This is a genomic window from Exiguobacterium sp. s36 (assembly GCF_018618345.1).
Taxonomy (GTDB): Bacteria; Bacillota; Bacilli; order Exiguobacteriales; family Exiguobacteriaceae; genus Exiguobacterium; species Exiguobacterium chiriqhucha.
Map to the genome: position 1 here is coordinate 874,889 of NZ_JACSLW010000001.1, position 22,699 is coordinate 897,587.

Below are 22,699 nucleotides of genomic sequence, written 5' to 3' on the forward strand. Positions count from 1 at the left end.
TTCAACAGAACGTCTCTTTTTTGATGATTGTAAGCGCTTTCCAACATTCATTATAATAGTTATTGAACACATGTACAATAAAAGGAGGAATCAGTCATGCGGTTATCGGGGAAAGTGGCGATTGTCACAGGAGCAGCATCAGGAATGGGAAAAGCGATCGCAGAGTTGTACGCGCAGGAAGGGGCGAAAGTCGTCGTCTCGGACATGAATCTTGACGGGGCGAAGCACGTCGCCGAGAATATCTCAGGCGAGGCCATCGCCATCCAGACGGACGTCACGTCTGAAGAAGCGTTGCAGCAGTTGTTCGACGAGACGGTGAAGACGTTCGGTCAAGTCGACATCCTCGTCAACAACGCCGGCATCATGGACGGGATGGAGCCAGTCGGTGAGATCTCAAACGACCGTTGGGAGAAAATCTTTGCCGTCAATACGGTGTCGGTCATGAAATCGATGCGCATCGCCGTCGACTTGTTCACGAAGCAAGGGCACGGCGTCATCGTCAACAACATCTCGGCCGGCGGTTTATACGGGGCTCGGGCCGGAGCGGCCTATACGGCGTCGAAACACGCCGTCGTCGGATTGACGAAGAACACGGCGTTCATGTATGCCGATCAAAACATCCGTTGTAACGGAATCGCACCGGGCGCGGTCGCGACGAACATCGGCTCGACGATGACGAACATGAGCCAGGCCGGGTTCGGTCGCCAGCAACTCGGGATGGCCATCAACCCACGCATCGGACAACCGGAAGAGATCGCTCAGCTCGCCCTCTTCCTCGGCTCGGACGAATCGAGTTTCATCAACGGTCAAGTCGTCGCCATCGACGGCGGTTGGACCGCCTATTAAACCAAAAAATGAGCCATATCCTAAGCGGGATGTGGCTCATTTCTCGTTATAGCTCCCCTCTCCGGTTCATCCGGATCAAGAGATAAATCAAATACGGCGCTCCGACCATGCCGGTGATGACACCGACCGGGTAACGGGCCGTGAAGGCGAACTGACCGATGAGATCGGCCGCGAGTACCAAGATGACCCCGACGAGTGCCGCCGGAATGATCGTCGAACGCCCGTCCCCGACGAGCCGCTTCGCAATCGGTCCCGCCAGGAACGCGACGAAGGCGATTGGTCCGGTCGTCGCCGTCGCGAGCGCCAGCATGAGCACCGAGGCGACAATGAGCAACACGCGCGTCTGGTTCGTCTTGACACCGAGCGACGTCGCCGTCATCTCCCCGAGCTCTAAAATCTGGAGCTGTCGGCTGAGTCGGAGGATGACCGGCAGACAGAGTGCGACCGCGATCATGAGCGGCGGGAGCGTCTCCATCTTCACCCCGTTCAAGCTACCGCTCAACCAGCGCATCGCCGTCCCGACATCGTTTTGGCGGCTGATGAGCAGCAGATAATTGATGACCGCCGTCAGCATCGCTTGAATCCCGATGCCGACTAAGACGAGCCGGCCGATCGAGAAGGCGGCGCCTTTCGACAAGAAGTAGATGGCGAGGACGGTCAATAACCCGCCGATAATCGAGATGATGGAGACGAACGTATCGCTCGCCTGTAAGACGACGATACCGAACACGGCCGCCGCACTCGAACCGGTCGTGATGCCGATGACGTTCGGGTTGGCGAGCGGGTTACGGAGCATCGTTTGGAACACCGTCCCGGCGATCCCGAACGCGAGTCCGGCGAAGACGCCGGCGAGCATGCGCGGCAGACGGATCGTGCCGACGGCGAACGAGGCGCCCGGTACTTGTTCCCCGAACAAGACACGGATGACGTCTGCGACCGGATAAATCGTGTTGCCGAGCATGAGCATCGTCGCGCTCAACGTAAGGGCCAGCGCGAACAAGACGAGCGTCACGAAGACGGTCCGTTGCCGACGCTTGCGACTGTTATGGATGATGGGTTGAATCGATTGGTTCGTCATACGCCACGCACCTTCACTTTCATCGTCAAGGCGATCAAGATTGGTGCCCCGACGAACGCCGTGACGATTCCGACTTCGAGTTCCCCGGGACTGCCGAGCAACCGTCCTGCCACGTCAGCGAACGTCAATAAAATCGCGCCCGTCAGTGCCGACATCGGGATGATATAGCGTTCATCCGCTCCGATGACCAAGCGGACGAGGTGCGGCGCGAGTAAACCGATAAAGCCGATTGGCCCGGCCAGTGCCGTCGCCGCCCCGCACAAGATCACACCGGCGAACGAGGCGATCAGTTTCAACGTACCGATGCGGACACCAAGACCTGTGGCGAGCTCTTCCCCGAGCGCCAAGATGTTGAGGGACGGTGCCGCCAAGATGGCGATGACGATACCGCCGATAAAGAACGGCAGGAACGTCATAATCGAATCCATCGTCCCGGCCCCGACGCTACCGACTTGCCAGAACCGGAACTGGTCCATGACGTTCGAGCGCGGAATCATGATGGCCATGACGAGTGATGACAAGGCTGCACTCGTCGCCGCGCCGGCCAAGACGAGTTTGAGTGGCGTCGAACCGCCCCGCCCGAGCGACCCGATCCCGAACACGAACGCCGCCGTCAAGAGCGCGCCGGCGAGTGCGAACCAGATATAGTCGCTCGCGGTCGAGATGTTGAAGAAGGCGATCCCGACGACGACGAACAGCGCCGCTCCCGTGTTGACTCCGAGAATGCTCGGGTCGGCGATCGGGTTGCGTGTCACCGACTGCATCAATGCGCCCGAGACACCGAGTGCCGCCCCGCACATGAAACTGAATACCGTCCGAACGACCCGCTGCCGGACGATGTCCGCTTCATACGACTGAACAGCCGGACGGAATAAACCGTCAAGCAGTTCATCCCATCCGACTGTCCGTGAGCCGAAAGCAAGCGAAGCGAGCATACAGACGACGAGCAGGACGAGCGACCCTACGAGGAGGAGCCCGAACCGTTTCGGCGTGTGTAACTTCTTCGGCATATTCATTTGATTACTCGACTTTCGCGAGTGCTTCTGACACGAGTTTCACATAGTCGTCAATCGTATATTCGATCGAGAGTGGTGATGGTGTCCCAGCAGCCGCGAGCGGCGTGTTGTCTTCGATCATGACGACCGAACCGCGTTTGATGGCCGGCACTTTGCTGTAGAGCGGGTCAGCTTGAAGTGCTTTCAACGTCTCTTCGTTCCCGTAGGCGACGAAGATGTCGACGTCGTTCAAGATGTCAGCGTTCTCTGAGCTGAGCTCGAGGTAGAAGCTGTTCTCATCTTTGATTTGGCTTGTGATGTTCTCAGGGTACTCCATGCCGAGTTCTTCGATGAAGGCACCGCGTGGGTCACCAGTCGTGTAGATGTAGAACTTCGAGAGATCGTCTGGGCTGAGCGCGACGAATGCCGCTTTCTTCCCTTTCATCTCCGGTACTTCAGCTGCCTTGTCGGCGATGAGTTTCTCTGTGTCTTCAATCAACTGTTTGCCTTCTGCTTCCATGCCCATAGCCATTGAGTCGTAACGAACCGTGTCCTGCCATGATGACACCCAAGGCGTCTCTTGGTATGCGACGACCGGTGCGATCTCTGTCAACGTGTCGTAGTCTTCTTGCGTGATGCCTGAGTAGGCGGCAAGAATGACGTCCGGCTGTGAATCAGCGATCGCTTCAAAGTCGAGGCCGTCCGTGTCTTGATAGATGTTCGGGTTTTCTTCACCGAGGTCTTTCAACTTGTCAGCCGTCCATGGCAACATGCCGCTACCGTCTTGGACACCGTAGTTCGCAGCCGAGAAACCGACTGGTACGACGTCGAGCGCGAGCGCCACGTCTTGGTTTGACCAACCGACCGTTGCGACACGTTCTGGCTTCTTGTCGATGACCGTCTCACCTAACGCGTGTTTGATTGTGATTGGATAGCCTTCTGCCGTTTCAGCAGATTCATCTGTCGTGGCTGCATCTTCATTGTTCGAGCCGCATCCTGCGAGCACGAGCACGAAAGCAGACATGATGATGAACATATGTAGCATTTTCTTGTAGCTGTTCATGTCCTAGTCCCCTTTTTCTGTATGACAACGTTTTACGCCGACATTGATAATCATTATCATTTATGAGTATAGGATGAATCCGGGCGTGCTGTCAATCTGAACTTCAAGATATCTTGTGAAAAATAGAAACAGCCTGCATCTCTCAAATGGTGAGATGCAGGCTGACGTCATAACGTTTGGTTGGCCAAGTTGATCAGTTGTTGGACCGGTAAGCGGGTCTCGTCGTCAAGTTCGATGGAGTTGCCATCGATGTAGTAGATGATTCGGGCAGTAAAGCCATTTTTGTTGATCCACCATAACCCTTGGGACGTCGATTCCGCCTCATCATAGAAAGCAGATGTCCCGTCCGCAAGTACATATTGGTCTCCGTATGACGAAATATCTTCCATGTCATCAGGTTCATCGACGACTTTATGGACGATGTAGCGCAACTCCTGTGTCGTCTCCTCGTTCACATAGTGAAACACGAATTGATGCATGTGGTGCGGTTTTGCGATATCAATTTCACTGTAGCGCCGAGTGATCTCAAACGGAAACGCAATCGGCTCTTCAAACTGGTGTTCAATCGGTGGGTTCGGTGGGTCTGGCCAATCCGTCGCCAGTTCAACCAAAGCCAAGATGACAATCAGCCAACCTAGCAACCTCATCAACCGTTTCTTGTTCATCTGTCTTCGCTCGCTTCATCATTGAATTTGATTCCACGATTGATGATACGCCTCAACACTTCCCTTGGGTAGATGAGAATCGAACGTCCGGTCAATGAATCGAAATTATCGTTGCTTACGCATCACATCCGCCATCGGACACCCTTCCCTCTCGAGCTCAGAGACGATACGATTATAGTCCGCTTCGTTCCGGTTCTGGCTCAGCTTGAACGCCGCCTGCATGTCTTCGATGTCGATGCGGAACCCGACGACGCCATATTTCTGCCGTTGCACCGGCTCAGATAGTTCCTCCCAGACGACGGCGTGCTCGCGGTCCCCTTCATGGTCGTGGAGCAGTCCGGCCAAGTCTTCCTCAAGTTGGTCCGCATTTAAAATGGTGGCCTGTCCGTATGCATGGACGGCCTGATAGTTCCACGTCGATACGTCCTCATGTCCGTACCACGACGCCGACACATAGGCTTCCGGGCCTTGGACGATCAAGAGCACGGTCTGGTCTTCAATCGTTTGCCACTGTGGATTGTTTTTGGCGATGTGTGTCGTGAACCAGACACGGCCGTCTTCCTCATGGAAACGGAGCGGCACATGTGTCGCAATCGGCTTCTGTCCGTCATGCGTGACGACGGTGCCGAACGGATGGGCCTTTAGAAAGGCGTGAACTTCTTGCGGGTCATTCACAGCGTATAGTTTCGGAACGTACATCGTCTTCCTCCTGTCTTGTTCGTTCATCAACCGACTGGCCCTCCCGTATAATTCACGACAACTAGGGTAAAGAGTAGATGACGCTAAATGATTGAGGAGGGATATGATGAAACCACATGTTAAAGCATTCGTATTCGATGTCTACGGGACCTTGTTCGATGTCCATTCCGTCAAGGCGGCGTGTGACGAACAGTTCCCCGGAAAAGGTGACCAAATCAGCCAGACGTGGCGGACGAAACAGCTCGACTACTTCTTCACCCGCCACATCATGGGCCGTTACGCGGACTTTTCTGTCGTCACGCGCGACGCCTTACGGTATGCCTTAGAGACGGCCGACGTGACGTGGACGACCGAGACGGAGGATGCGTTGATTGCCACCTATGCCGACCTGTCGCCATATGAAGAGGTCGCGGATGTCTTACATCAACTGCATCATAAACAGACCATCGTCCTCTCGAACGGGACGGACGCGATGCTTGAGGCGCTCATCCATAACGCCGGGTTCACCGACCTGTTCGATGAACTCGTCAGCATCGACGGCATCAAACAGGCCAAGCCGTCACCGGCCGCCTACATGCATTGGTTCAAAAACAGCGGACTGAAGCGGGACGAGGTGCTGTTTCTATCCTCGAACGGTTGGGACATCGCCGGTGCGAAGAACTTCGGGTTCCACACGGCTTGGATTAACCGCGACGGCAAACCGGTCGATATGCCCGACCTGGCTCCTGACGCCGTCTACGAGGACTTGTCAGGCATACTGGAATGGGTCACGGACGAAGCGGCTTGGCCATAATCAAATCGACTTGAGCGTCGTCACCCATATAAAACGTATGCGCCCCGGTCTGGACGAAGCCGTGCTTTCGGTAAAAGGCGAGTGCCTTATGGTTATGTTCCCACACACCGAGCCAGATTTCACGTTTGTTCAGTTCGCCTGCGCATGTGATGGCCTGGTCGTACAACGCCTTGCCGACGCCACTACCTTGGAACTTCCGTCGCACATAAATCCGTTCGAGTTCGAACGCCTCTTCGCCCATGGCCTCGGTCTGGGCGTTGTTGGCGTTCACTTTTAGATAACCGGCGACTTCCCCGTCAAGTATAGCGAAGAAGAACTGTGAGTCCGGATTCGAAAGCTCTTTTTTAAGTTGCGCTACGTTGTACGCCCGCTCGAGATACGCGGCCAAATGCGCCGGGTCATTCTCCGCTTCGAACGTTTCCGTGAACGTCTCGATGCTGATGGTGCGAAGTGCGTCAACGTCTTCGATTGTACAAGCTTTGATGGTGATCATGATTGTTCCCCCTAGTAGTCTCGTTTCTTCCCTTTTTTCACGGCATCCCAGTCCCCTTCAATATTGTGGCGGACCCGCTTCAACAGCCGGAGCAGCTGCTCGGCTTCTTGGTCGCTCAGCCCGGCGAGCGCGACGTTAGTCGAATGCTCATGCTCGCGGATGATGACCGGGTACAGCGCCTTGCCCCGTTCAGTCGGGACGAGCCGCTTGATTTTCTTATTGTGCGGGTCGTCCTGCTTCGTGATCAACCCGTTCGTTTCCAACTTTTGAACCGCCCGCGCCGCCGTCGTCCGATCGACTTTGATCAATTCGGCGAGCTTCTCTTGAATGATACCCGGCTCCTCACAAATCCGGACCAAATATAAATATTGCCCTTTCGTCAGCTCGAGCTCTTTGAACTCGATATTGCTGATCGAATCGAGGGCACGGGCAATCATCCCGATTTCACGCAAATGGTCTCTCATACAATCCTCCTGATTGTTGTATTTACAATACGTTACGTTTAGTATAATCCATTTAGTTGCATTTGCAACAAAAAGTATTTTGGATATGGCTTTGATTATGTGAGAAAATGAAGGTATCATTCCACGAAACGAGGGGATTTCATGGCACACCGTATTTACACGACGAGCTTTGCGAGCGTCTATCCGCTTTACGTCGCGAAAGCCGAACGGAAAGGCCGGACGAAAGACGAAGTCGATACGATTATTCGCTGGTTGACCGGTTATGACGAGTCTGGGCTCGAGCGCCAACTCGCTGCCGAGGTCGACTTTAACACATTCTTCGCCGCTGCACCCAAGATGAACGAAGACCGCGCCTTGATTAAAGGCGTCGTCTGCGGCGTCCGCGTCGAGAATGTCGAGGAGCCGCTCATGCGCGAAATCCGTTACTTGGACAAACTCGTCGACGAACTGGCCAAAGGCAAGGCGATGGCGAAGATTTTACGAGGAGGCGACGTCTGATGGACTATACGACACTCGTCGACGACAAGCGGCTCGACGCTTTCATCCGTTTAATTGACGTCATCGATGCGAACTTACCGGCCGGGTTCGAGAAGACGACCGACGGGAACGGCATCCATTATGTCGTCCCGCTATCGACGTATCCGTCCGGGTATCACGTCACGCCGGGCACCCCGCTCCCGTTTTTGAGTGTCATCGCCCAGAAGAACCACGTCGCCGTGTATCATATGGGCGTCTATAGCGACCCGGAACTGCTCCGCTGGTTCGAGGAGTCATACGCCGCCCAAGTGCCGACGAAATTGAACATGGGCAAGAGCTGTATCCGCTTCGGCAACGTCAAACATATCCCGTACGAGTTGATTGGCGAGCTCGTCTCGAAGATGACGCTGGAGCAATGGATTACGGCTTACGAATCACGCTAAACAGGCAGGTCGAATTGTTTCGACCTGCCTTTCATCATGCATGGAACATATCTCATTCATTCATTTCGAGCGTGATAATCCGATCATGACGATTAGCCACATCTAAATCATGCGTCACGGTGATAATAGTCGTATTAAATTCATTGTTCATTTCAAACAATAGATCGATGATTTTTTCTTTGTTTTTTGAATCTAATGACGCCGTCGGTTCATCTGATAAGATGATTTGGGGATTCATCATGATCGCTCTCGCAAAAACAGCTCTAGACCGTTGGCCACCCGAACACTCATGCGGTTTCTTTTTCAAAATCGACTCAATCCCGATCTTCTGAACAATTCGTTCAAAGTGTTCTTGAGCGTTTCGGTCTTTTTCGATGTTGGCATACATGAGAGGCAACTTGATATTATCCTCGATGGTTAACGAATGAATAAGCGCGGAATCTTGAAGCACAAACCCAATCTTTTGATTGCGCCACTCTGCCAGTTTGTTTCGTGACAACTCATTAACCACTGAACCAAACAGCTCGTAGCTTCCTTCGTATTGTGTATCGAGCAATCCGAGAATATTAAGCAACGACGTTTTTCCGACCCCAGACTCCCCGATGATCGAAACTTTTTCCCCAGTTTGAACTTCCAACTCAAAATCATTCAAGATTGAAAAACCTTTCTGTTTGAACGTTTTGTTCTGGATTTCTAACTTCATGATACGATTCATTCTAAAACCCCCACCGAGATTGGAATCTTTTTTATTTTCCGTAATGTCAGTTCCACAATCGTTAACCCAATCATCAGATTGATTAAAAGAACTACCAGTAAAGCAAACCAATCCATACTGATTAAACCAAATAGCCCGTACGTGGCAAAAATGGCATCTTTTCTAATCCAATAGCCGTATCGATTGAACGCGATAATCACAAATAGCATGGCTAGATTCAATGTAAACAACATTCCGAAGTAACTATAAAAAATCGTTCTCAGTTTGGAATAACTTAATCCGACCAATAAGTTGAGTGTAAAATCTTTAATCATCAACCGAACACTCGTCAAACTGGTCCACGTTGCTAGACTAACAAGGATGACAAGCAGAACGAAGGTGATGGCACAGATGATTTTTATCGAGTTCGCATAATACGCCTCAAAGTAATCAAAGTTTTCTTGTTGACTAAAAAAGTTAAGTTTCAGACCTATATTTTCTTGTACGTATTCGTTCAATTCCGCAGCTTCCTCTTTTGTCGAATCGAGTAGCACCAGATCCATCAACCCGTTCACATGAAGGTCAATGTTCGCTCGTTGAATAAATTGTTCGTTCACGGGGACGAGAATCGCAAAGTTAAAATAGTTCTTTGAATTGGGCGCATAGAAATTCGACCGGTGCGTATTCTTCTCCAAAACTCCTTGAACGTTTAAATTGACCGCTTGTTGGGTGACCGGATCTGTCATTTTAATCGTTGAACCGACAGGATATGTCGAGGCCAGACCGGCCCCTATTAAAACCGGGATTTGGTCGGTGTCCAATTGATAATCGAATTTCAAATGGTTCCCTTGCGGTAAATTTAATTGGTTGATTTGATACGCCTTTTCATTGATATAACTGACAGACACTTCCATGTTCTGTTCGTTAGGTAATGAAGTGGCAAACCCATCGGCTTGAAAAGCGTATGTATAGTTGTCGTTTAAATAGTCATATAGCTTTTGTGTAGCTTCGACATCGATTCCATCAAACTTCGCTTCCTGATCTGGGTCTAGGTTCGCAATGAAATTGCCTTCTTGATTAAACACATCGATATCTTGATAACCTTGAAACGTTGAAATAATGGAACGCGCGGCAATAAAAGAAAGAGAGTTCGCGAGAAACAGCAAGGCGACCGTACTCAGCACCAAGATCCATCGCTTCAAAAATATTTTAGTGATAAAAAAGTGTAAGATTTTCATTCGTTCGTCACCTGCCCCGCACTCACTAGTATGTATGTAGTAAAAATAAAGACTAAGTAGAGATTGCTCGTTACAATCACATTTAAATAAAAGCCGAATAAAAGCGACGCTACAAAGCTAATCATCAATATCGTTAAACTATTTAAAATGTATCGTTTGATTATCCCTTCCCGTGTATCACCTACAAGGATGCGGCAGGATATTTCTGTCTTCTTTCGATTTAGAAATTGATAATGGAACACAATCATCATAAATGTAAGGGAAATACTTATAATCAGTCGATAGTCTACAATACTGTCTATAAAGGCCTCTAAAAGAGATGCAATTTCTACGTTCGAAGTTTGCACATAAACCAATGCCAAATTTGAAGCAAAGCACATGAGATAGATGGCAAACGCCTCTAGCGCGTCACTCAATCTAAATAACGAATATTTCATAAGCCACCCCTTACCATAGAGAATGAACACGAGCCAATTTTACATAATTTATATTTAAAAGGGAACGGAAGGAAATAATGTGCTAGCTCAATTTACGACATACGCAAAAACAGACAGGTCGATTGTCGACCTGCCTGTTCGTTACACGTTAAATCGTTTTGTCATTTGACGCATCTCGTCTGCCATGTTCGACAGCTCTTGGGCCGAAGCCGTGATTTCTTCCATCGACGCCATCTGTTCTTCCGTCGCCGCCGAGGTGTTCTCGGTGTCGGTCGCCGTCGTCTCCGTAATGCCTTGAATCTCGTTCACTGATCGTAAAATCTCGGTCGCTCCGGCCGCCATCTCTTGGACAGAGCCTGACACTTCCTCGACTTTTTGACCGACTTCTTCGATCGCCCGCTTGATGTCCTCGAACGCGACGCCCGCCTGTTGGACGTTCGTGACGCTGTGGCCCATCTCGCTCTCGACAACATGCATCGTCTGGACGGCTTGTTTCGTCTCTGTCTGCGTATCTCCAATCAAACCAGAGATTCGTTTCGTCGCAATCGCCGACTCTTCAGCAAGTTTCCGAACTTCTGAGGCAACGACGGCGAATCCACGTCCTTGGTCGCCGGCCCGGGCCGCTTCGATGGCCGCGTTTAAGGCGAGCAAGTTCGTCTGTTCGGCGATACCGGAGATCGTACCGGTGATGCTGCCGATTTCTTGGGAGCGGACGTCGAGTTGGCCGATGACCGTCTGCAACGCCTTCACTTTCTCGTTCATCGCCTCAAGCTGGGACTCGAGCGTCTCAATCAACTCGTTGCCGGTCCCGACTTTTTGAAGTGCCCCGTCTGACAACTCGGTCATGTGTTGGGCGCTATTTGAGACGTGATGAATCCCATTCGTCAGTTCGGTGAGCGTACTGTTCGATTCTTTCACGCGCGTCAATTGACGGACCGAACCGGATGCAATCTCTTCCATCGTGACGGCGACCATCTCGGTCGCTTTCGTAGTCTCTTCGACGTTCGATTTCAAATCGTCCGATGACGTCGCGACACGTCCGGCTGTCGCCGTGACGTTGCCAATCAAGTCGCGAAGACTATCTTTCATCTCGTTAAATGAGTTGGCGAGCGAACCAATCTCGTCACGCGATGTGTACGTGCTGTCGACCGTCAAGTCACCGGCTCCGGCACGGCTCATCAGTCCATTCAACTCACGGATTGGGCGGACGATAAGGCGTGTGATGTAGACACCGAGCCCGATTGAGATGAGTGCCCCGATGGCGACAAGCGCCCAGAACAACGTGACCGATTCCGTCCGCTCGTTCTGCATCGTCGTGCTTGCCGTCTCGGCTTCTTGATTGATGCCGTCCATGACGACCGTTGCCGTCTCGACCAAGTCTTGACGGACCGGTCGCAAGTCACTCATATAGACGCGATAGGCCGCCGTGTTCTCATTCCGAAGCACCGGCTGAAGCACGAGCTCGGTCCCTTCGAGATAGGCTGCAATCTCGGCATTCAAGTCTTCGACTCGACCTTGCATCTCGGCATCTGTTGAGGCGAACGTCTCGTTGAACAGTTCGAGGTTCGTCCCGATGCTGTCACGCCGTTCCTCGATACTTGCCTCTAGTTCTTCATTTCGAGACGCATCCGTCGTCAGCATCAATTCGAGTAAATACCCGTCCAAGGCACGGTTATCCGTCCGGATTTGACCGAGGGCGCGAATCGGCAATAACCGATCTTCATAAATCGATTCTCCCGCATCGGCCATGCGTCCCATGAAGACGTGGCTGAGTGCTGCGATGAGAACGAGTGTCGCGATGAATACGCTGATCAGTACTGTTAGTTTTTTAGACATCTTCAAATTTTTCACGATGATCCCTCCCTACCTGATTTATCGTAGGAAAGAGCCTCAAAATGAAGCCCCTCGGCACATGCGTTGACCTATGTTTCCATTTTTAGCCACCCTATTGAGCACAATCGCACATTGCCGACGCATATGTAAGCTGGCTCACCTTCATTTGGAGACGGAATGCGATACGATAAACAAAAGAACTGATGGAAAGGAGGCGTACTCTGTGCCCCGCTGGCTCAAACTTAGTCTCATGCTCATTGTGTTCGGGAGTATCTTCTATATTACTCATTTCCACTATGAACTCCGTCCGTCTGACGTCCGTGACATCGTCCTGTCGTTCGGTTGGTGGGGTCCTGTCGTCTTTTTCCTCATCTATGCGATTGGCCCAATCATCTTCTTGCCGACGTCGGTACTGTCACTCGGGGCCGGTCTCGCCTTCGGGGTGTGGCCGGGTGTCCTCTACATCCTGTTCGGGGCGACGGCGGCGGCCGTGACCGGTTACGTCATGGCCCGACTGTTCGGCAGGTCCGTGCTCAAGGTCGAGAGCTATCCATGGTCAGAGAAGCTGTTCACGCAGATGGAGCAACGTGGCTTCCTATACGTGTTCGTCTTGCGGCTCATCCCGCTCGTCGGCTTCGATTTGCTCAGTTATGCGGGCGGGATCGCTAAAGTCAAATTCAAATCGTTTATCCTTGCGACCGTCCTCGGCATGATCCCAGGGACGCTCGCCTACAGTTTTCTCGGGGCGAGTCTAGCCTCGGGAAGCATCACCTTGATCGTCATCGCCGCCCTCGTCTTCGTCACGTTGATTGGTGTCACCTACTATTTCCGCGAACCCGTCAAACGGTGGCTCGGGCTCACGTCAGACTAGAGAAGCGCATCCGCTTCTCTTTTTTTTGCTTCGGCGTGTAAAAACGATAAACATTCGTGCCAATCGGACGATACTCTAGTAGCTATATCGACCTATTATCAGGAGGAATCTGCATGAGTTCTGAAAAACGCAATCAATTGATGCTCGTCACCACGTTCGTCATCGTCTTGACGTCTGTTATCGTCCATCTGCTCCACCGCTTCACGGATTTTGCCTATACGTACACCGTGCTCCGAAACGGTGCCGTCGGCTACGCATATCCCATCGCGACATGGGTCCTGTTTGCCGTCCCGATCGTATTATTGATCGCCATGGTCGTCAGCCAGCGCGTAAAACCACATCTTTTCCCGTACTTGATGATGCTGACGCTCACGTTCGCGAGCATCTCGACCGTCGCCGGTGGGCAAGGGCTCGTCGAATATCATTTCTCGATTTTCGTCGTCTTGGCGATTTTGTCGTTCATGCGCCGCATCGATTTGATCGTCTACAGTACGGTCATCTTCGCCGTTCAACATCTCGCTGGATATTTCTTGGTTCCTGAAATCATTTGCGGGACGGCCGATTATCCGTTCAGCCTATTGCTCGTCCATGCGATCTATCTCATCCTACTGAGCGCCGTGCTTATCGCGCAGATTCACTTCCGTAACCTCGAGTCGTCGCGTGTCAAAGTACAGGAAGATGAGACGCACCGTCTGTTACAGCAAGCCGTCACCGACGCCAGTCAACTCGTCATGACATTGAAGACACATGCGACCGAACTCGAGACGGCAGCCAACCAGTCGCTCCAGTCCGGGGAACAAATCGCCGTCACCGTCGATCCGATCGTCGCCCACGCGACCGAGCAAGAGACGTCGATGAACCACGGGGCCGAGGAAATTCAATCGATTCGCTCCCTCACGGCTCTCATCCAAGAACGGATGGCCCAAACAGCTGCCGCTTCGTCACGGATTGCGGCCGACGCCATCGCCGGGGACGGCGACATGCGACGGATGGAGGCGAAAGTCGAAGAAATCATCAGTGAATCGGAACGACTCGAACGCGTTGTCACGACGATGTCGAACCGATCGACCGAAATTCAAGCCATCCTGCAGCACGTCGAGACAATCAGCGACCAGACGAACATGCTCGCCTTGAACGCCTCGATTGAAGCCGCACGGGCGGGTGACGCCGGTCGTGGTTTCGCCGTCGTCGCTTCTGAGGTCGGCAAGCTCGCCGTCCAGTCCCGAGATTATGCAGCCGAGATGACCCGCGTTCTCGGTGGACTGATGGACGATACGATCGTCGTCCGCGATTCGGCACAGTTATTCAAACGCGCGACCGAGAACTGTCAAACCGTCTCGGCCGATGTGACGGCCGTGTTCCATCGTTTGACCGAAGACGTCTCCGAAATCGACGGTCAAATCAGTTCGATTCAAGAGACACGTCAACGCGTGACGTCTCAGATGGAGACGCTCGAGACGCGCCTTGCGACGACGAAACGAGCGGCGAGCGAACTGCAGCAACAGATTCAGCACGTCGCCGCCGCGACCGAGGAACAGGTTGCCATCCAAAAAGAGTTGAGCCACATGTCGGACCGACTCGCCTCGACCGCGAGCACGTTAGAAGATGTGACCGGTCAGCTCGAAACCCGAGCGAACTAAAAAACAGACCGCGAATGTGGATTCGCGGTCTGTTTTTATGAATGGCTGAAGAATGAAATTTTTGCAGTCGACCGAATGACGAGTACCGATACGAGCATAAGGATGGCCGCGATTCTAAAGCCCATATCCCCGATGACATTGAATTCATATCTCAACCCGAACAATAATCCTAATCCTAAGACAACGCCGATTAAGAACATCATGTTTTTCATGTAATCGATCCTTCCTATGTACATCTATGATTATCCATTTATTGTTAATATAAAGGATGGGGATGACGTGTGCACAAATATGTGAAGACAAATCACTAATATTCATCAAAAAACGTCACGTTCTCAATTATCGAAAACGTGACGTCACTATTGTCGTTTATAACGTTGATACGAGCTTTTGAAGCGCCTCTTTGAGCGGCGTCACCGGACGACCGAGCACCAACTCGAAATCATTCGACTCAACTTCAAGCGAACCGTTGCGGATGCTGTCTTGAATGCCGACGACGATCGGAATCGCTCCTTCCGGCACCCCGGCGCCGCGCATGACGCCAGCGTAAGCGTCAGTACTCACTTCTTGGAGCGTCACTTCACGGCCGAGCACTTCACTGAGCGCCTCGACGAGTTCGGCTTGCGTATGGAGCGGACCTGACAATTCGAAGATGTCTTGTTCGAAATCGTCCGCCATCAGGACGTTCGCAATCGCTTCAGCGTAATCTTCTTGTAGCGCCCAACCGACCTTCCCGTCACGGGCCGCCGTTACCCAAGGTGCGCCGGCGAGCACACCTTGAATACTGCCAAGTTCGTTTTCTAAGTACCAGTTGTTGCGCAAGAACGCGTGCGGGATCCCCGTCCGCTCGATTGCGCCTTCCGTCTCGACATGTGGCGGTGCCATCAAGTTTTGGCTCTCTGTCGCGTCGGCGAGACTCGTATAGGCGATAAACGATACGCCTGCGCGCTCGGCCGCCTCGACGGCGTTCGCATGTTGACGGATGCGTGTGTCGTTGTCCCCGTCCGCCGAGATAATGAGCAGCCGTTCGACACCTTTGAACGCTTCATCGAGTGTCTCTGGCTGGTCGAAGTCGCCGTGTCGCACATCGACGCCTTTCGCTTTCAGTGCTTCTGCTTTTTCAGGGTTGCGGACACTGACCGCGAGTTCACTTGCGGGTACTGACTTGAGCAACACATCAACAATTTTCGAACCGAGTTTCCCGGTTGCACCTGTGACTAAGTATTTCATAAATCATTTCCTCCTTTTAACCTGTAATTAAATCAGTTACATGTAATCATCATAGTTACAGCATTTTCGTTTGTCAATTGTTTGTTCCCTGTTATACTGAAGATGTAACCAATTCACTTACATGACTTGTGCAGAAAGGTGGTGGCCTATGTCCATCAGTAGCCGTTTCGCGGTCGGCATTCATATCTTGACGTTGATCGAGGTCAATCAGGACGGCGTCACCTCGTCTGACTTTTTGGCCGGCAGTGTCAACACGAACCCGGCCCTAATCCGAAAAATCATGGCCATGTTGAAGAAGGCCGACTTGATTGAAGTGAAGCCTGGCGTCGCCGGAGCCAAACTGACGAAAGACTTGACCGAGATTTCGCTCTATGACGTCTATCGCGCTGTCAGTGTCGTCGAGGAGAACGAGCTGTTCAGTATCCATGACAACCCAAACCTGGCGTGTCCTGTCGGGCAACATATCCAAGCGACGATCGAGCCGATCTTTATCCACGCCCAATCGGCGATGGAATCGGTATTGAAGCATGTGACCCTCGCCGATGTCGTGAACGATGTCGCGACGAAAAGCCAAGCAACCTGAAGAGAGGTTGCTTGGCTTTTTTTCAGATGAGTCGATACTTTTTGAAGCTATTCGCAAGCCCGTCTTGGTCACAGGCGTCCGTCACATCGTCGGCGACACGCTTGACCTCGGGTTTGGCATTGCCCATGGCGACACCGACCTTGACGTATTCGAGCATCTCGATGTCGTTCAACCCGTCCCCGTAGGCGAACGTCTGCGCTCGCTCGAGACCTAGATGTTCGAGCAGCGTCGCAATCGCCGTCGCTTTATTGACGCCCGGGATGGACAGCTCCCCGCTGTTGGCACCGAATACGGCGACCGTGCTCGGGATGACGGTGAAGCGGGATGCGAACTCTTGTTGGATGACGTCGAGCGGCACGGATGAGCCGAGGAACGAGATTTTGTTCACATCGGGACGGACGAGGTCGACCCCTTCCATCATTGCGTCATGGAACGGCTTCAAGCCGCGCTCGATCGTCGCACTCGCCTCCGGATTGTTCGCCATCAACTCGTCAATCATCGTCGCCACCCGTGCCTTGGCGTTGCCGCCGGCGAACAGGCCGTCGTTCGACTCAAGATAGAAATCGATGCCTTGTTCCGTGAAGAAGGAGATGAGGTGGCTCAAATCATCGACGGAGACTTGTTGATGGTACAACACTTCTTCCTCGAGTTCGATGTAGCCCCCGGCGGCCCCGATGATGCCGTCAAAGCCGACGTCGAGAATGTCCGAGAACAGCTCGGCCTTCGAGCGCCCGGTCGACAAGAAGACGAGATGGCCGTTCTGTCGCGCCTGGCGGACGGCCTCTTTGGCCGATTCCGGGATATTGCCGTGGTCATCGACGAGCGTGCCGTCGACGTCTAGAAAGATGATGTGTCGCATAATGTCCTCCTTTTTGTCCTGAATACAAGAAAAACCTAAACCAGACGCAACATGTGCGCCCAGTTTAGGTTTTGCCTGGCAATCCAGTAACAATCCTGATGTATGTCGTTTTCTCCTCAAGCATACCGCTCGCGCATTTCCTTTGTCAAAGCTGTCGTTGTTGCCGCACGTCGGCCCGTGGCGACAGCCCGAACAACCGGGCATACTCGCGGCTGAACTGCGATTGACTCTCGTAGCCGACTTGGAACGCCGCCTCGCCCACGTCCGTCGCCTGCATGAGCAACAGCCGTCTCGCCTCTTGGAGCCGTAACTGCTTTTGGAATTGGAGCGGGCTCATCGCCGTCACTTCCTTGAAATGACGGTGGAGCGTCGAGACGCTCATGTTGGCGACGCGGGCCAATTCCTCACTTCGAATCGTCTCGTTGAAGTTCGCGATGATGTGGTCGATGACGCGTTTGATCCGGAACGCCTGACTCCCCTCGAACGCCAACTGCCGCAGCATCTCCCCGTTCGACCCTTGCGCCACCCAATACAGGAGTTCGCGCTTATAGAGCGGCGCGAGTGCCACATGATCCGGTGTGTCGACGAGACGAGCGAGACGGAGCGCGACATCGAACAACGCCTCGTCGGCATCGGCGATATACATGCCTCGTTTCGGTTCACGCGGCTCGGTCAGCTCGACGTGCCCGACGGCATCGATCAAGTCGTCAATCGTCAACTCGAGTTTCAACGCCACGTATGGGACGTCTGCGCTCGCTTTCGTCACTTGTCCCGTCACAGGCAAGTCGACCGAGGCAACGAGGTAATGTCCGCCCTCGTAGACGAGCCGTTCGTCACCGAACAACATCTCTTTCCCCCCCTGCAGGATTAGGCAAAATGACGGTTCATTGACGCGTGTGATCGGTTCGGTCACCATCGATTCATGAATGAACGTCATCGCCGGGACGATCGTCGGATGCACCCCGTCCCCCGGTATGTGTCGTGTGATGACGTCAATCAGTTGCAGTCGTGTCTCGATGTCGTTCACCCTCCCTCGGTTTTCTCCCCTTCAGTATACGGCAGATCGTTTTCTTGGACGAGCCCTGTCCAACCTGTTGAGAGGATTAGGCAAAAACACGACATGAACGCGCTAACGCCCGCCCCACATCTCGCGTCATACTGGTGGCAAAGGAGGGGAATCGACATGGAAAAGACGTATCACGTGACGGTCGAACGTGGCTTCGCGACATTGCTCACCCGTTGTGCGCATTTCGCACTTGCCCATAACGTGGTGATTCGGCTCGATTCATTCCGACTCGAACCGACGCCAGAGGCACTTGTCGAGGCGCTAGCGCTTCCGATCGACACCCATACCGAATTACGATTGACCGTCAACGACGACAGCACCGTGGATGAGTTCGAACGGTTCCTCTCCACGTATCAACTTTGAAGGAGGCATTTTCATGGAATACGTAAAACTTGGCAATACGGGACTCGATGTCTCAAGGCTCTGTCTCGGCTGTATGGGCTTTGGCGACGCGAACCGATGGATTCATGACTGGGTACTCGATGAGGCGGCGACCCGTCCGATCATCAAACAAGCACTCGACCTCGGTATCAACTTCTTTGACACGGCAAACATCTACTCGAAAGGCACGAGCGAGGAATACGTCGGACGTGCGCTTCGGGATTATGCGAACCGGGACGAGATCGTTCTCGCGACAAAAGTTCACGGTCGAATGCACGACGGTCCGAACGGTGGCGGCTTGTCGCGGAAGGCGATTCTGTCGGAAATCGATCATAGTTTGAAACGGCTCGGCACCGATTACGTCGACCTGTATATCATCCACCGCTGGGACTATGACACACCAATCGAAGAGACGATGGAGGCGCTCCATGACGTCGTCAAATCCGGGAAGGCCCGCTATATCGGTGCATCGGCAATGTACGCCTGGCAGTTCCAAAAAGCGCTCCACGTGGCGGAACGAAACAACTGGACCCGGTTCGTGTCGATGCAAAACCATTTGAACTTGATTTATCGGGAAGAAGAGCGTGAAATGCTGCCGCTCTGCCGGGAAGAGAAAATTGGGGTCACACCGTACAGTCCGCTCGCCTCGGGGCGCCTGACACGCGACGTGTCGACCGTGACCCACCGCTCTGAGACGGACGTGATTCAACGTTCGAAGTATGACGCGACGATGGACGCCGACCGGCTCATCATCGAGCGGGTCGCCGCAATCGCTGAGACGCGGGGAATTACCCGGACACAAGTCGCCCTCGCCTGGCTCTTGCAACAAGACACGGTCACCTCGCCAATCGTCGGTGCCACGAAGCAGCGTCATTTGGACGAGGCGGTCGGTGCGTTGGCCGTCACGTTGACAAAAGAAGAGATGGCTTCGCTCGAAGAACCGTACATTCCACACGCAGTCGTCGGTGCGATTTGAGTCAAAATTCAACCTCAAGTCGTATGGGCGTGCTCATTGCCGTCGGGTAAAGTAGACAGAGATGTCACAATACGCAAGGAGAACCGATTCATGGAACAATGGATTCAACAAATGATTGAGCAGTTCGGCTATTGGGGCGTGCTCTTCCTCATCTTTATCGAGAACGTCTTCCCACCTATCCCGTCCGAGCTCATTTTAATATTCGGCGGCTTCTTCACGACAACGACCACGCTTACACCCGTCTGGATGATTCTCGCCGCGACGGTCGGTGCGGTCATCGGAGCCATCGTTTTGTATAGCGTCGGATTATTTTTCGACAAGGAGCGTCTCGAGTCATGGGTCGCGCGTTACGGCAAACGTCTCTATTTGAAAGTGGATGACGTCCGCATGGCCGATCGCTGGTTCGACCGCTTTGGACCGAAACTCGTCTTTTTCGGTCGATTCGTCCCCGTCGTCCGTAGCCTCATCTCGATTCCGGCCGGCATGTCGAACATGCCGTTCGTCAAATTTTTGATGCTGACGACACTCGGGACGCTCATTTGGAACACGGTGCTCATCTTTGTCGGCGTGTACGTCGGGGAGAATTGGCAAGTGTGGCTCGGCCATATCGAGACGTATTCGCATGTCATGTATGGCGTCCTCGCCGTCATCCTTCTCGGACTAGGCGCTTTCATCGTCCGGGTCATCTGGTCACGTCGCTCTGAACAGCGTTAAGTTTGCACACTCCGAAATCGATTCGGAGTGTTTTTTTGTGGAATCGCAGTTTACCCTCTTGACTTTAAGTTCTTATGACCTTAAATTAAACATATAGAGTTCACACGAACTTAAAAAGGAGGAATTATTGTTGACATTACTCATCGCCTTTTTGGCACTCGTCATCTTCATGCTCGCGCTTGACCTCGGGGTGTTCCACCGCAAGGCACACGAAGTCTCGCTCCGTGAGGCATGGACATGGACGTTCGTCTGGATCGGGATCGCCATCGCGTTCGGCGGTTGGTTGTTCTACTCGCAAGGCAGCACCGTCGCGACAGAATATGCGAGCGTCTACTTCATCGAGAAGGCACTCGCCATCGATAACGTGTTCGTCTTCTCGCTCGTGTTCGCCTACTTCGCGATTCCGCTCAAGTATCAGCACAAGGTGTTGTTCTGGGGCATTCTCGGGGCAATCTTCTTCCGGGCCGTCTTTATCGTCGCCGGGGTGTCGTTGTTAGAGAACTTCGGTTGGGTCTATTACGTGTTCGGTGCCTTCCTCATCTATACAGGATGGATGATGTTCAAAAACATCGGCAAGGACGAGTCGCTCGAAGAGAACAAGACGATCCGTTGGCTCGAGCGCCGCTTGCCAATCACGCAAGACATCTCGTCTGGTAAGTTCACGAAACGCATCAACGGCAAACTGTTCTTCACACCGCTGTTCATCGCGCTCATCTTCATCGAGCTGTCGGATATCGTCTTCGCCGTCGACTCCGTCGCGGCAAGCTTTGCCTACTCGCGTGACCCGTATATCATCTTCTATGCGAACATCATGGCGATTCTTGGACTCCGTAGCCTCTACTTCGTCCTCGCCAACTTGATTGACCGTTTCTACTACTTGAAGCACGGGCTCAGCTTCATGCTCGTCTTCATCGGAGCGAAGATGGTATTGGGCGACGTATACAAAATGCCGATTTGGATGTCGCTTGGCGCAATCGTCCTCGTCATCTTGATCAGTGTCGTCTATAGTTTCTATAAAACGAAACCTGGTCAGAAAAATCACGTATAACAAAAGGGAGATGTGCTAGCCTCCCAGGTGGTTCACTTCTCAATTGTGGGTAAACCTTTAGTCTAGCAAACACAGAAAAGGTGGTTACAAATGTTTGACCGTATGGGTGATGTGAGTATTGGACTCGTCTTCGGGATCGTGTTGATGCTTTTGTTCAACAGTCTTTGGGGACTTGGGGTCGGTGTGATGTTAGGAATCTTCTTCCTCGTCGCACCGCGCTCGACAAACCGCCGTACTAGAAAATATATACCGCAAATACGCTAAACCGGGGCAATCGCCTCGGTTTTTCTTATGTATACTGAAGAAAACCCATCTAGGAGGACCTATGGATTATTCAACGACAGAACTGACAGAGGCGAAACGTCAAATCGATTCGATTCTCCACAAGCTGCAAGAGACGGTGACGACGCTCGAGGCGAAAGATCACCCCGAGCGCTACAAGTCACAACTGACACTCGCCAAACGGCGAATTCAAGCGCTGACGATCGCCGTCGCATTGATTGAGGCCCAACTTCATCCCGACACATGACAACAGCGACCGTATCACTCGGTCGCTGTTGTTGTCGATTTAGCTTCTTTTGCTGCTTCCTCTTCTTCCTTCTCTAACTCTTCAATCAACCGCTTCATCTCTTCAATTTCACGCCGCTGTGCTTCAATGATGTCTTCAGACAACTGTTTCACGCGCGGATCCTCGATCTCGGCCCGCTCGCTCGTCAAGATGGCGATCGAATGGTGCGGGATCATCGCTTTCATCCAACTGACGTCATCGACCGTCGTCTGGCTCCGGACGAGCCATAGCGAGAGCCCGAACACGAGCGCGCTCACACTCAAGATGATGGCGTTCAACTTCTTATTTTTGTACATGCCCCACATGAACAGCAACATGACGAACGCCATGACCGATCCCATGATGAGCGCCATATACAAACGTGTCTGACTGAAGAAGACGTGGTCGAGTTGGAACACGTTCAAATACATGAGCCAATACATGAGGAATGTCGACACGAGAATCATCACTCCGAATTTTGCGTAAGGTTTCATCGTCTACTCCTCCTTTGCTGATGGTCTGTCTACACAATTGATTGCCTAATCCATTTTTGTTAAAACATCGAG

General features: G+C 52.6%; 27 protein-coding genes. 12 read left to right on the forward strand and 15 right to left on the reverse strand.

The annotated features are described in order from the left end of the window. Positions 1–96: 96 nt before the first annotated feature. Positions 97–846, forward strand: coding sequence for an SDR family oxidoreductase (locus tag KNP95_RS04335; RefSeq protein ID WP_214835671.1), 750 nt, complete (start codon positions 97–99; stop codon positions 844–846). 46 nt (positions 847–892) lie between these two features. Here the strand turns inward: KNP95_RS04335 and KNP95_RS04340 are convergent, their stop codons facing one another. The 5 genes from KNP95_RS04340 to KNP95_RS04360 all read right to left on the reverse strand — a co-directional run bounded on the left by KNP95_RS04340 (position 893) and on the right by KNP95_RS04360 (position 5,373). Next, positions 893–1,924: a FecCD family ABC transporter permease gene (locus KNP95_RS04340; RefSeq protein ID WP_029594756.1), complete on the reverse strand. Its 1,032-nt coding sequence runs from the start codon at positions 1,922–1,924 to the stop codon at positions 893–895. After that, positions 1,921–2,934, reverse strand: coding sequence for a FecCD family ABC transporter permease (locus tag KNP95_RS04345; RefSeq protein WP_034797063.1), 1,014 nt, complete (start codon positions 2,932–2,934; stop codon positions 1,921–1,923). Before KNP95_RS04345 ends, KNP95_RS04340 begins: the two co-directional genes overlap by 4 nt. Positions 2,935–2,944: 10 nt before the next feature. After that, positions 2,945–3,982 carry an iron-siderophore ABC transporter substrate-binding protein gene (locus tag KNP95_RS04350; protein ID WP_034779111.1) on the reverse strand — a complete coding sequence of 346 codons (1,038 nt, stop codon included), beginning with the start codon at positions 3,980–3,982 and terminating at the stop codon, positions 2,945–2,947. 167 nt (positions 3,983–4,149) lie between these two features. Then, positions 4,150–4,647 carry a hypothetical protein gene (locus KNP95_RS04355; RefSeq protein ID WP_214830302.1) on the reverse strand — a complete coding sequence of 166 codons (498 nt, stop codon included), beginning with the start codon at positions 4,645–4,647 and terminating at the stop codon, positions 4,150–4,152. Positions 4,648–4,752: 105 nt separating this feature from the next. Continuing rightward, a complete protein-coding gene (locus KNP95_RS04360) occupies positions 4,753–5,373 on the reverse strand; it encodes an FMN-binding negative transcriptional regulator (RefSeq protein WP_251138457.1) in 621 nt (206 codons plus the stop codon). Positions 5,374–5,452: 79 nt separating this feature from the next. On the opposite strand from KNP95_RS04360, the gene KNP95_RS04365 reads away from it, so the two are divergent. Further along, positions 5,453–6,139, forward strand: coding sequence for a haloacid dehalogenase type II (locus tag KNP95_RS04365; protein ID WP_034779117.1), 687 nt, complete (start codon positions 5,453–5,455; stop codon positions 6,137–6,139). Here the strand turns inward: KNP95_RS04365 and paiA are convergent. Together paiA and KNP95_RS04375 are read right to left on the reverse strand one after the other, a co-directional pair. Then, a complete protein-coding gene (paiA, locus tag KNP95_RS04370) occupies positions 6,114–6,635 on the reverse strand; it encodes a spermidine/spermine N(1)-acetyltransferase (protein WP_214802428.1) in 522 nt (173 codons plus the stop codon). The genes KNP95_RS04365 and paiA overlap by 26 nt on opposite strands. An 8-nt stretch (positions 6,636–6,643) precedes the next feature. After that, on the reverse strand, positions 6,644–7,096 hold the full coding sequence (locus KNP95_RS04375) for a MarR family winged helix-turn-helix transcriptional regulator (RefSeq protein WP_214751200.1): 453 nt from the start codon (positions 7,094–7,096) through the stop codon (positions 6,644–6,646). A 141-nt stretch (positions 7,097–7,237) separates the two neighbouring features. Between KNP95_RS04375 and KNP95_RS04380 the strand changes: the two genes are divergently transcribed. Both KNP95_RS04380 and KNP95_RS04385 read left to right on the forward strand, forming a co-directional pair. Continuing rightward, positions 7,238–7,594 carry a DUF2200 domain-containing protein gene (locus KNP95_RS04380; protein ID WP_214835674.1) on the forward strand — a complete coding sequence of 119 codons (357 nt, stop codon included), beginning with the start codon at positions 7,238–7,240 and terminating at the stop codon, positions 7,592–7,594. Then, entirely contained in the window at positions 7,594–8,016 is a 423-nt protein-coding gene (locus KNP95_RS04385; RefSeq protein ID WP_214835677.1) for a DUF1801 domain-containing protein, read from the forward strand. Before KNP95_RS04380 ends, KNP95_RS04385 begins: the two co-directional genes overlap by 1 nt. A gap of 52 nt (positions 8,017–8,068) precedes the next feature. Here KNP95_RS04385 and KNP95_RS04390 read toward each other — a convergent pair whose 3' ends face one another. The 3 genes from KNP95_RS04390 to KNP95_RS04400 all read right to left on the reverse strand — a co-directional run bounded on the left by KNP95_RS04390 (position 8,069) and on the right by KNP95_RS04400 (position 12,236). Next, complete coding sequence (locus tag KNP95_RS04390) at positions 8,069–8,731, reverse strand: ABC transporter ATP-binding protein (RefSeq protein ID WP_034779127.1); 663 nt, start codon at positions 8,729–8,731, stop codon at positions 8,069–8,071. After that, positions 8,728–9,948, reverse strand: coding sequence for an ABC transporter permease (locus tag KNP95_RS04395; protein WP_214835679.1), 1,221 nt, complete (start codon positions 9,946–9,948; stop codon positions 8,728–8,730). The genes KNP95_RS04390 and KNP95_RS04395 overlap by 4 nt, the downstream gene beginning before the upstream one ends. A gap of 578 nt (positions 9,949–10,526) precedes the next feature. After that, positions 10,527–12,236, reverse strand: a complete 1,710-nt coding sequence (locus KNP95_RS04400) for a methyl-accepting chemotaxis protein (protein WP_214835682.1) — start codon at positions 12,234–12,236, stop codon at positions 10,527–10,529. Positions 12,237–12,441: 205 nt separating this feature from the next. On the opposite strand from KNP95_RS04400, the gene KNP95_RS04405 reads away from it, so the two are divergent. Beyond that, positions 12,442–13,089, forward strand: coding sequence for a TVP38/TMEM64 family protein (locus KNP95_RS04405; protein WP_214835683.1), 648 nt, complete (start codon positions 12,442–12,444; stop codon positions 13,087–13,089). Between the two features lie 113 nt (positions 13,090–13,202). Continuing rightward, complete coding sequence (locus KNP95_RS04410; RefSeq protein WP_214835685.1) at positions 13,203–14,729, forward strand: methyl-accepting chemotaxis protein; 1,527 nt, start codon at positions 13,203–13,205, stop codon at positions 14,727–14,729. 35 nt (positions 14,730–14,764) lie between these two features. Here the strand turns inward: KNP95_RS04410 and KNP95_RS04415 are convergent, their stop codons facing one another. Next, positions 14,765–14,941, reverse strand: a complete 177-nt coding sequence (locus KNP95_RS04415; RefSeq protein ID WP_214835686.1) for a hypothetical protein — start codon at positions 14,939–14,941, stop codon at positions 14,765–14,767. A 157-nt stretch (positions 14,942–15,098) separates the two neighbouring features. Further along, positions 15,099–15,959, reverse strand: a complete 861-nt coding sequence (locus tag KNP95_RS04420; RefSeq protein ID WP_214835688.1) for an SDR family oxidoreductase — start codon at positions 15,957–15,959, stop codon at positions 15,099–15,101. A 148-nt stretch (positions 15,960–16,107) separates the two neighbouring features. Between KNP95_RS04420 and KNP95_RS04425 the strand changes: the two genes are divergently transcribed. Beyond that, complete coding sequence (locus tag KNP95_RS04425) at positions 16,108–16,542, forward strand: Rrf2 family transcriptional regulator (RefSeq protein ID WP_021066191.1); 435 nt, start codon at positions 16,108–16,110, stop codon at positions 16,540–16,542. A gap of 22 nt (positions 16,543–16,564) precedes the next feature. Here the strand turns inward: KNP95_RS04425 and KNP95_RS04430 are convergent, their stop codons facing one another. Then, positions 16,565–17,401, reverse strand: coding sequence for a Cof-type HAD-IIB family hydrolase (locus tag KNP95_RS04430; protein ID WP_214835690.1), 837 nt, complete (start codon positions 17,399–17,401; stop codon positions 16,565–16,567). 145 nt (positions 17,402–17,546) lie between these two features. Further along, entirely contained in the window at positions 17,547–18,428 is an 882-nt protein-coding gene (locus KNP95_RS04435; protein ID WP_021066189.1) for an AraC family transcriptional regulator, read from the reverse strand. A 156-nt stretch (positions 18,429–18,584) separates the two neighbouring features. On the opposite strand from KNP95_RS04435, the gene KNP95_RS04440 reads away from it, so the two are divergent. The 5 genes from KNP95_RS04440 (at position 18,585) to KNP95_RS04460 (ending at position 22,115) form a co-directional block, all read left to right on the forward strand. After that, a complete protein-coding gene (locus KNP95_RS04440; protein ID WP_214714411.1) occupies positions 18,585–18,830 on the forward strand; it encodes a hypothetical protein in 246 nt (81 codons plus the stop codon). 13 nt (positions 18,831–18,843) lie between these two features. Further along, positions 18,844–19,824 carry an aldo/keto reductase gene (locus KNP95_RS04445; protein ID WP_214835692.1) on the forward strand — a complete coding sequence of 327 codons (981 nt, stop codon included), beginning with the start codon at positions 18,844–18,846 and terminating at the stop codon, positions 19,822–19,824. A 90-nt stretch (positions 19,825–19,914) separates the two neighbouring features. Further along, positions 19,915–20,538, forward strand: coding sequence for a DedA family protein (locus KNP95_RS04450; protein WP_021066186.1), 624 nt, complete (start codon positions 19,915–19,917; stop codon positions 20,536–20,538). A gap of 130 nt (positions 20,539–20,668) precedes the next feature. Next, the gene (locus KNP95_RS04455) at positions 20,669–21,586 is read left to right on the forward strand and encodes a TerC family protein (protein WP_058764751.1); all 918 of its coding nucleotides are present in this window, start codon (positions 20,669–20,671) and stop codon (positions 21,584–21,586) included. Positions 21,587–21,911: 325 nt separating this feature from the next. Further along, entirely contained in the window at positions 21,912–22,115 is a 204-nt protein-coding gene (locus tag KNP95_RS04460) for a hypothetical protein (protein ID WP_214835694.1), read from the forward strand. 14 nt (positions 22,116–22,129) lie between these two features. Here KNP95_RS04460 and KNP95_RS04465 read toward each other — a convergent pair whose 3' ends face one another. Further along, a complete protein-coding gene (locus tag KNP95_RS04465) occupies positions 22,130–22,627 on the reverse strand; it encodes a DUF305 domain-containing protein (RefSeq protein ID WP_058764755.1) in 498 nt (165 codons plus the stop codon). Positions 22,628–22,699 lie beyond the last annotated feature (72 nt).